At 64.9% G+C, this 5,486-nt stretch carries 5 protein-coding genes; all 5 read left to right on the top strand.

Annotated features, from left to right (window positions below; all coding sequences use genetic code 11):
• Positions 1 to 765 (top strand): TlyA family RNA methyltransferase (locus NMQ16_RS19085; protein ID WP_257082552.1); only part of this gene is annotated, 765 nt, incomplete at its 5' end.
• Complete coding sequence (gene metF / locus NMQ16_RS19080) at positions 758 to 1,597, top strand: methylenetetrahydrofolate reductase [NAD(P)H] (RefSeq protein ID WP_257082551.1); 840 nt, start codon at positions 758 to 760, stop codon at positions 1,595 to 1,597. The genes NMQ16_RS19085 and metF, both read left to right, overlap by 8 nt.
• A 16-nt stretch (positions 1,598 to 1,613) precedes the next feature.
• Positions 1,614 to 2,051 (top strand): hypothetical protein, encoded by a 438-nt coding sequence (locus NMQ16_RS19075; protein WP_257082549.1) that lies wholly within the window; start codon positions 1,614 to 1,616, stop codon positions 2,049 to 2,051.
• Positions 2,048 to 3,316 carry a multidrug effflux MFS transporter gene (locus NMQ16_RS19070; protein WP_257082547.1) on the top strand — a complete coding sequence of 423 codons (1,269 nt, stop codon included), beginning with the start codon at positions 2,048 to 2,050 and terminating at the stop codon, positions 3,314 to 3,316. Before NMQ16_RS19075 ends, NMQ16_RS19070 begins: the two co-directional genes overlap by 4 nt.
• Before the next feature lie 361 nt (positions 3,317 to 3,677).
• Positions 3,678 to 5,486 (top strand): amidase family protein (locus NMQ16_RS19065; RefSeq protein ID WP_257082546.1); only part of this gene is annotated, 1,809 nt, incomplete at its 3' end.

Genomic DNA, 5,486 nt, shown 5'->3' with positions numbered 1-5,486 from the left:
CAGACGCTGGTGGCGCGCGGCCTCGCGCGCTCGCGCACCGTCGCACAGGCGATGATCGCGGCCGGCCGTGTCGCGTGGCTGTCGGCGGCCGGCCGTGTGATCGTCACCCGGCCGTCGCAGGACATTCCGGCGCACATCGAACTGGTGGTCGAAGCCAGCGAAGACGATCGCTTCGTGTCTCGCGGCGGCCTGAAGCTGGCTGGCGCGCTGGCGCACACCCGGCTGTCGGTGGCCGATGCGGTCTGTCTGGATGTCGGTCAATCCACCGGCGGCTTCACCGACTGCCTGCTGCAGGCGGGTGCAGCACGCGTGGTCGGCGTCGATGTCGGCCACGGACAGCTCGACGCGCGGCTGCGCGGCGATGCGCGCATGACCTGCATCGAGCACGTCAACGCCCGTACGCTTGACGCCGCCGCGCTCGGCCGTCACCTGCCTGACGGGGGCTTCGATCTGGTGGTGTGCGACGCCAGCTTCATTTCGCTGACGCTGCTGTTGCCGCAGTGGCCCGCGTTGCTCAAACCGGCCGGACAGGTGCTTGCGCTGGTCAAGCCGCAGTTCGAACTCGGGCCGGAGGCGCTCGGAAAGGGCGGCATCGTGCGCGATGCGGCACAATACGCGCCCCTGGAGGTGCATCTGCGCACGTTCGCCGAGGCGAGCGGTCTCAACGCACTGGATTATTTCGACAGCCCGATCACCGGCGGCGACGGCAACCGCGAGTTTTTCATGTTCGCCATGAAGCCGCCCGGAACAGACCACGATGAATGACTCGACCCCGCGCGTGTGCAGCGTTGAATTCTTTCCGCCCGCGACCGACGAGGGCGCGGAAAAGCTGCGCGCCACGCGTCGCCAGCTGCGCCAGCTCAACCCAGCCTTCTTTTCGGTCACCTACGGCGCCGGCGGCACCACGCGCGACCGCACGCTGGAAACCGTGCTCGAAATGCAGGCCGAAGGCCTGAATGCGGCGCCCCATCTGTCGTGCATCGGTTCGACGCGCGACAACATACGTCAGCTGCTGCAGCGCTACCAGGCAGAAGGCATCCACCACATGGTGGCACTGCGCGGTGACCTGCCGTCCGGCGTGGTCGATCCGGGCGACCTGCGCTACGCTAACGAACTGGTGGAATTCGTGCGCGCGGAAACCGGCGACTGGTTCCATATCGAGGTGGCGGCCTACCCGGAGGTACATCCGCAGGCGCGCAGCGCCGAGAAGGACCTGCAGGCTTTCGTCGGCAAGATGAAGGCGGGCGCCGATTCGGCCATCACGCAGTACTTCTACAACACCGACGCCTACTTCGCCTTCGTTGATGATGCCCGCGCAATGGGCGTCGATGCACCGATCTACCCGGGCATCATGCCGATCGCCAACTTTTCGAAGATTTCACGCTTTTCCGAAGCCTGCGGCGCAGAAATCCCGCGCTGGATGCGGCGCAAGTTCGAAGGTTTCGGCGATGATGCAGCATCGGTCCGCGCCTACGGGCTGGACGTCATCACCACACTGTGCGAGCGCCTGCTGGCCGGCGGCGCGCCGGGGCTGCACTTCTACACGCTGAATCAGGCCGGGCTCACCTCCACCATCTGGCAGCGGCTCGGTCTCTGAGGTTCGTCATCACATCATGCGCATCTTTTCCGTCCTTGCCCTGATCATCGCGCTGCTCGGCGGCTACACCTGGGTCGTGCTCAGCTGGAGCTACTCCACCGGCGAGCGCGCCGGCTATGTTCAGAAGTTTTCCAACAAGGGCTGGTTCTGCAAGACCTGGGAAGGCGAACTGGCCATGGTGACCATGCCCGGCACGCTGACCGAAAAGTTCGAATTCAGCGTGCGCGACGCCGTAGTTGCGAAGCAGTTGAACGAAAGCATGGGCCAGCGCGTGTCGCTGCACTACGAACAGCACATCGGTGTGCCGACCAGCTGCTTTGGCGAAACCCAGTATTACGTCAGTTCGGTGCGCGTGGTCGAAGTGAGCGAGGTGGAACGCCGACTGATGCAGCAGGCGCCTATCGTCACGCCTGCGCCTGCCCCGGCAGCCGCCCCGGCTGCGCTGGCGCAGTGACGCGTTCGCCGCGCGGGCTGGCCTTCCTGCTGGCCGGCCTGTCCGCCATCGGTCCGTTCGCGATCGACACGTATCTGCCGGCCTTCCCGGCGATCGCCGCCGATCTGGGCGCAACGCCGGTCCAGGTTCAGCAGACGCTGACCGTCTATCTCGGCTTCTTCGCGCTGATGACCTTGTGGCACGGCGCACTGGCCGATGCGCTGGGCCGGCGCCGCGTGGTGCTGTGGATGATGGCGATGTTCTTCGCCACCTCGGTTGGCTGCGCCATGGCGACCAGCATCGAACAACTCTGGCTGGCGCGCGCGCTGGCCGGCATGTGCGCCGGTGCCGGAATGGTGATCGGCCGCGCCATCGTGCGCGACCTGTTCGATGGCGCGCAGGCGCAGCGGCTGATGAGCACCATCCAGCTGCTGTTCGCGCTGGCACCGGCCGCGGCGCCCATCATCGGCGGCTGGGTGTTCGGCCTGTTCGGCTGGCGCGCCACCTTCTGGTTCCTCGCCGCCTACGCGGGGGTGCTGTGGGTCGCCTGTTTCATCTGGCTGCCGGAAACACTCGACCCGGCGCACCGGCGCAGCCTGCATCCGGTCAAGCTCGGTCGCGACTACGCGCACATGTTCGCCCATCCGGCGTTGATCGCGCTGGTGCTTGCGGTATCGATGAATTTCGCCGGCTTCTTCCTGTACGTGCTGTCTGCGCCGGCCTTCCTGATGGACCACCTCGGCGTATCGCCGCAGGGCTTCGCCTGGCTGTTCGGCCCGACCGTGGCCGGCATGATGACCGGCTCGTGGATATCCCGCCGGCTGGCCGGACGCATGGCGCCCATGGTGCAGCTCAAGCTGGCCTATACCATCATGATCGCGGCCGCCTTCGCCAACGTCGCGCTCAATCTGGCGACCACGGCCAGTCTGCCCTGGGCGGTGCTGCCCATCGCGCTGTACAACATCGGTCAGGCGATCGCGATGCCCACACTGTCGCTGCTGGCGCTCGATCTGTTTCCGAAGTCGCGCGGCATGGTGTCGAGCTGCCAGGGTTTTGCCCAGTCACTGACCAATGCACTGGCGGCCGGTCTGGTCGTGCCGCTGCTGTGGGGTGAGCCGCTGCATCTCGCGGTCGGCATGGCCGGCTTCATCTTCGTCGGCTGGNTGGCGGCCGGTCTGGTCGTGCCGCTGCTGTGGGGTGAGCCGCTGCATCTCGCGGTCGGCATGGCCGGCTTCATCTTCGTCGGCTGGCTAGCCTGGATGCGCTACCGCTCGCTACAGCCCTGACGGGCGTGGCCCCGGTTTTGTGGGAGCGGCGGCCTCGCCGCGATACGCACTCTGCACAACGATGGTCGCTGCACGATCGCGGCGAGGCCGCCGCTCCCACAGTCCTGCGCTTGAGGGCTTGCCGGGGGCTGTGGCCGCCGCTCCCACAAAAACGCCGCCGCTCCCGCCGCCCGGCAACCGCGTCTGCGCCAAGCCTTGCGCACCCGCTTGGGTCACCGACAGTGCGTGCGCACCACCTGTGATTTATTCCCGGTATGCACCCCTTCGGTGCAGAAGCTGTCGTGCATACAAAACCCCATTCTTATCAGCTGGATGGAGTCAAAAAAAACTCATAAATTATTGAAATAAGTGAAGTTTCATCGTGGACTGGTTCGTGCATACGGTTGTCGCCCCCGCATCCGGGGCGACAACCGGAGTCGTTCATCTTCAACCATCCATTCTGGAGACGTCCGCGATGAAGAGAAAGATATTGGCAACTGCAATGGCGCTGATCGGCAATGTGGCCGCATTCAACGCCGTGGCGCAAACCGCGCCGAAGCAGTTCAGTCTGATCGAGGCAACGGTGCCGCAAATCCAGGAAGCCTTCCAGTCGAGGCTTCTGTCCGCAGAACAACTGATCAATATGTATCTGGCCCGCGTCGCAGCGTATGACGACGACGGTCCGAAGCTCAATTCCTACATCTACGTAAATCCGGAAGCGGCCAACACCGGCAAGGAACTGGACGCAGCGCGTTTCGCACCGAACACCACGGTGGGGCCGCTGTACGGCGTGCCGGTCCTGCTGAAGGACATCATCGACACTTACGATATGCCGACCACTGGCGGCGCCTGGGCGCTGAAGGACTCGGTGCCGTCCGACGACGCCTTCATCACCCGGAAAATTCGCGAGGCCGGCGGCATCATCATCGGCAAGGCGACCCTGACGGAATTTGCGAACTTCATCGGCCAGGGCTTGCCTGGGGGCTACAGTGGGTTCGGCGGATATGGCTTCAACCCGTACAACCCTGTGCCACTGCCAGGCGGCGACGGTCGTCCGCTGCTGAGTCCGCGCGGTTCCAGCGCCGGCTCGGGCATTGCCGCCGCAGCCAACCTTTCCGCACTGACCATTGGCACCGAAACATCGGGGTCCATCCTGGGGCCGTCCGAAGCAAATGGCATAGTAGGTATCAAGCCAACAGTCGGTCTGGTCAGTCGTGACGGCATCATCCCGATCACGGCCGATCAGGACACCGCCGGCCCGATGACCCGCACCGTGACCGATGCGGCCATCCTGCTTGGTGTGATCGCCGGCTACGACCCCAGCGACGATGCGACCCTTGAGTGTCTTGAACCGGGGAATTGCTTCGATGACTACACGCCTTTCCTGAAGGCCGATGGTCTGGCTGGCGCGCGCGTTGCAGTACCACCCTTCCCGGATAGCCGGGCGGCGATCATGAACGACGCCATCGCGAAAATGGAGGCATTGGGCGCCACCGTCGTGAGAATTCCGACCGTTGCAGGCGCCAACGCGCCGGGCATCCTGAACTACGGCCAGAAGCGCGACGTGAACGCCTACCTGGCCAGCCTGCCGCCCAGTTTCCCCATCCGTTCGTTGTCAGACCTGATCGCGTTCAACGAAAACCCTCCCGCACCGCTCACCACGGCCGACACGATCAAATATACGCAGGCGCAGTTCATCAGGTCCAATGCGCTCGACATCAGCCCGGGCAGCGCCGACACCCTGCAATACATTGCCGATCGCACGTTGGGGTACGTCAATTCACGCACCAATATCAATAACGCGCTCAATGGTCCGGACGGCGAAGAGGGTACCGAGGACGATTTCGACGCCATCGTCTTCTCGGGGACCGGTGGATCGGGTACATGGGCCCGCGCAGGCTATCCGACGGTCATCATCCCTTACGGGTTCGTCGAGCAGGATGGCGCCCAGATCCCGTCCGGGGTGTCGTTTGCCGGCCGTCGTTTCGGCGAGCCGCGGCTGATCGAACTGGCCTACTCGCTCGAACAGGCATCGATGGGGCGCAAGCCGCCGTTCAGCGCCCCAGCACTGCCGACCGACGTTGTGCTGCGCGGCGACATCAACGGCGACGGCAAGGTCAACGGGACCGATGTTTCGCTCGTCGCACGCCGGCTGAACCAGACGGCGACCGGCCCGTACGACAAGGCCGAC

It is taken from the genome of Methyloversatilis sp. XJ19-49 (assembly GCF_024580145.1).
In the GTDB taxonomy this organism is placed as follows: Bacteria; Pseudomonadota; Gammaproteobacteria; order Burkholderiales; family Rhodocyclaceae; genus Methyloversatilis.
This window is presented reverse-complemented; position numbering and strand designations above follow the sequence as displayed.

What these genes read in the sequence shown, in the direction of transcription:
- metF (WP_257082551.1), top strand. Translation starts at nt 758, where the DNA reads ATGAATGACTCGACCCCGCGCGTGTGCAGCGTTGAATTCTTTCCGCCC.
- NMQ16_RS19075 (WP_257082549.1), top strand. Translation starts at nt 1,614, where the DNA reads ATGCGCATCTTTTCCGTCCTTGCCCTGATCATCGCGCTGCTCGGCGGC.